The sequence below is a fragment of the Azospirillum isscasi genome (assembly GCF_030849505.1).
Lineage (GTDB): Bacteria > Pseudomonadota > Alphaproteobacteria > Azospirillales > Azospirillaceae > Azospirillum > Azospirillum isscasi.
Genome location: NZ_JAUJFI010000286.1, coordinates 1 through 3,241, shown reverse-complemented (window position 1 = coordinate 3,241; position 3,241 = coordinate 1). Strand labels below are relative to the sequence as shown.

Annotated in this window: 2 protein-coding genes; both read right to left on the bottom strand. The window is 71.1% G+C overall.

Translation table 11 applies throughout. The features are described 5' to 3' along the window. Positions 1 to 10: 10 nt before the first annotated feature. Positions 11 to 1,837, bottom strand: a complete 1,827-nt coding sequence (glmS, locus tag QSG27_RS28185; RefSeq protein WP_306712078.1) for a glutamine--fructose-6-phosphate transaminase (isomerizing) — start codon at positions 1,835 to 1,837, stop codon at positions 11 to 13. A 57-nt stretch (positions 1,838 to 1,894) separates the two neighbouring features. Next, positions 1,895 to 3,241: bifunctional UDP-N-acetylglucosamine diphosphorylase/glucosamine-1-phosphate N-acetyltransferase GlmU (gene glmU, locus QSG27_RS28180; protein WP_306712076.1), on the bottom strand; the 1,347-nt coding region annotated here is incomplete at its 5' end.

The window sequence follows — 3,241 nt, the reverse complement described above, 5'->3', positions numbered from 1 at the left end:
GCGGTCCGCGTTACTCGACGGTGACCGACTTGGCGAGGTTGCGCGGCTGGTCGACGTCGGTGCCCTTGAGGACGGCGACGTGGTAGGCCAGGAGCTGGACCGGGATGGCGTAGAGCAGCGGGGCGACCAGCGGGTCGCAGGCGGGAAGCTCCAGCGACCAGCGGACCTTGTCGGCCAGCTTGTCGATGCCCTTGCGGTCGGCGATCAGCAGCACCTTGCCCGACCGCGCGCAGACCTCCTGGACGTTCGACACCGTCTTCTCGAACAGCCCGTCCGACGGCACCAGCACGATCACCGGCACGTTCTCGTCGATCAGCGCGATCGGGCCGTGCTTCAGTTCGCCCGCCGCGTAGCCCTCGGCGTGGATGTAGCTGATCTCCTTCAGCTTCAGCGCGCCTTCCAGGGCCAGCGGGTACATCGCGCCGCGGCCCAGATACAGCACGTCGCGGGCCTCCGCGACCTCGTGGGCCAGCTCGTGCAGGCGCTCGTCGTGGGCCAGCACGTCGGCGGCGCGCGCCGGCACCTCGCGCAGCGCCTGGGCGATCTGCGGCATCCGCTCCGCCGGGATCACCCCGCGCTCATGGCCCACCGTCACCGCCAGGCAGGCCAGCGTGGTCAACTGCGTGGTGAAGGCCTTGGTCGAGGCCACGCCGATCTCCGGACCGGCCATCGTGTACAGAACCGCGTCCGACTCCCGCGCGATGGTGCTCTCCGGCACGTTGACGATCGACAGGATCTTCTGGCCCTGGCGCTTGCAGTAGCGCAGCGCCTCCAGCGTATCCAGCGTCTCGCCCGACTGGCTGATGAACAGCGCCACCCCGCCCTCCGGCAGCGGCGCCTCGCGGTAGCGGAACTCCGAGGCGATGTCGACCTCGACCGGCAGGCGGGCCAGCGTCTCGAACCAGTATTTCGCCACCACGCCGGCGTAATAGGCGGTGCCGCAGGCCACGATGGTCAGCTTCGTCGCCTTGGCGATGGCGAAGTTGGCCTCCGGCAGGGTGATCCGCCCGGTCTCCGGGTTGATGTAGGCGTTCAGCGTGTCGCCGATCACCTGCGGCTGCTCGTAGATCTCCTTGAGCATGTAGTGCCGGTAGCCGTCCTTGCCGATCAGCGCGCCGGACAGCGCCGTGGTCTTCACCGGGCGCTCCACCACCGCGTCGGAGGCGTCGTGGATCACCGCGCCGGCGCGGGTCAGCTCGACCCAGTCGCCGTCCTCCAGATAGCAGATGCGGTTGGTCAGCGGGGCGAGCGCGAAGGCGTCGGAGGCGAAATACATCTCCCCCTCGCCGTAGCCGACGGCCAGCGGCGTGCCGTGGCGGGCGCCGATCAGCATGTCCTCCTCGCCGGCGAACAGCAGCACCAGCGAGAAGGCGCCGGTGAAGCGCTTGAACGAGGCCGCCGCCGCCGCGACCGGGCCGAGCCCTTCCTTGTCCATGTAGTAGGTGACGAGGTGGGCGATCACCTCGGTGTCGGTGGCGCTCTCGAAGACGTAGCCGTGCTCGATCAGCTCCGCCTTCAGCTCCTGGTAGTTCTCGACGATGCCGTTGTGCACCACGGCGACGCGGCGGGTGGCGTGCGGGTGGGCGTTGGCCTCGGTCGGGCCGCCGTGGGTGGCCCAGCGGGTGTGGCCGATGCCGATCACGCCGGGCAGCGGCGCCTCGCGCAGCTTGGCGTCGAGGTTGAGCAGCTTGCCCTCGGCGCGGCGGCGCTCGATGCCGCCCTCGACCAGCGTGGCCACGCCGGCGCTGTCGTAACCGCGGTATTCGAGGCGGCGCAGGCCCTCGACGAGACGGGGGGCCGCGTCATGCGTGCCGATGATGCCGATGATGCCACACATGAACCTGCAACTCCTGAATGATGGCCGGGGCCGGGGGAACGGGCAGCCGGTGCGATCTTACGCCTTTTTCGCGTTCTCTTTCTGCTTCCGGTCGCGGAAACGCCGGGCCCAGCCGGTGTAAGCCTGCTGGCGGGCCCGCGCCACGGCCAGGGCGTCGCCCTCGACGTCGGCGGTGACCACGCTGCCCGCCCCGACGATGGCGCCGTCGCCCACCCTCACCGGGGCGACCAGCGCGGTGTTGGAGCCGATGAAGGCCCCGGCGCCGATGTCGGTGCGGCTCTTGGCGTAGCCGTCGTAGTTGCAGGTGATGGTGCCGGCGCCGATGTTGGCCTTGGCGCCGACCCGCGCGTCGCCGATGTAGGTCAGGTGGTTGACCTTGGCCCCGGCCTCGATCGTCGCGTTCTTGATCTCGACGAAGTTGCCGATGTGGGCGTCGCGGCCGATCTCCGCGCCCGGGCGCAGGCGGGCGTAGGGACCGATCTGGGCGCCGCTGTCGACGCGGACCTGCTCGAGGTGGCTGAAGGCCTTGATCTCGACCCGGTCGGCCACGGCCACGCCGGGGCCGAACACCACGTGGGGGCCGACGATCACGTCGCGGCCCAGGCGGGTGTCGACGCAGAAGGTGACGCTGTCGGGGTCGGTCAGGGTGGCGCCGTTGTCCATGGCGGCCTTGCGCAGGCGGCGCTGGATCAGCGCCTCCACCTCCGCCAGCTCGGCGCGGGAGTTGACGCCGACGACCTCGGCCGGGGCGGCCTCGACCACCGCGCAGGCCATGCCGTTGCCGCGGGCGATCTGCACGACGTCGGTGAGGTAGTACTCGCTCTTGGCGTTGGCGTTGCCGATCCGGCCGATCAGGTCGAACATCCGCGCGCCGTCGAAGGCCATCAGCCCGGCGTTGCACAGGGTGACCCGGCGCTCCTCCTCGGAGGCGTCGAGATACTCGACGATCTTCTCCAGCCCGCCGCGGGCGTTGAGGATGAGGCGGCCGTAGGCGCCGGGATCGCCGGGGCGCATGCCCAGCACGACGACCGCCGGGTCGCCGGGCTGGCGGCGGGCGGCGACCATGGCGCGCAGCGTGTCCGGGGTGACCAGCGGGGTGTCGCCGTAGAGCACCACGACGTCGCCGGCGAAGCCCTCCAGCAGGCCGAAGGCGGCGCGCACGGCGTCGGCGGTGCCGCGCTGCTCGTGCTGGACGGCGGTGGGGTAGGGGGCGACGGCGGCGGCCACGTCGTCCATGCCGGGGCCGACCACCACGACCACATGGTCGGGGTCGAGCGCCTTCACCGCGGACAGCACATGGCCGACCATCGGCTGGCCGGCCACGCGGTGCAGGACCTTCGGCAGGTCCGACTTCATGCGGGTGCCTTTGCCGGCGGCGAGAATCACGCAGGCGAGCGGGCGGTG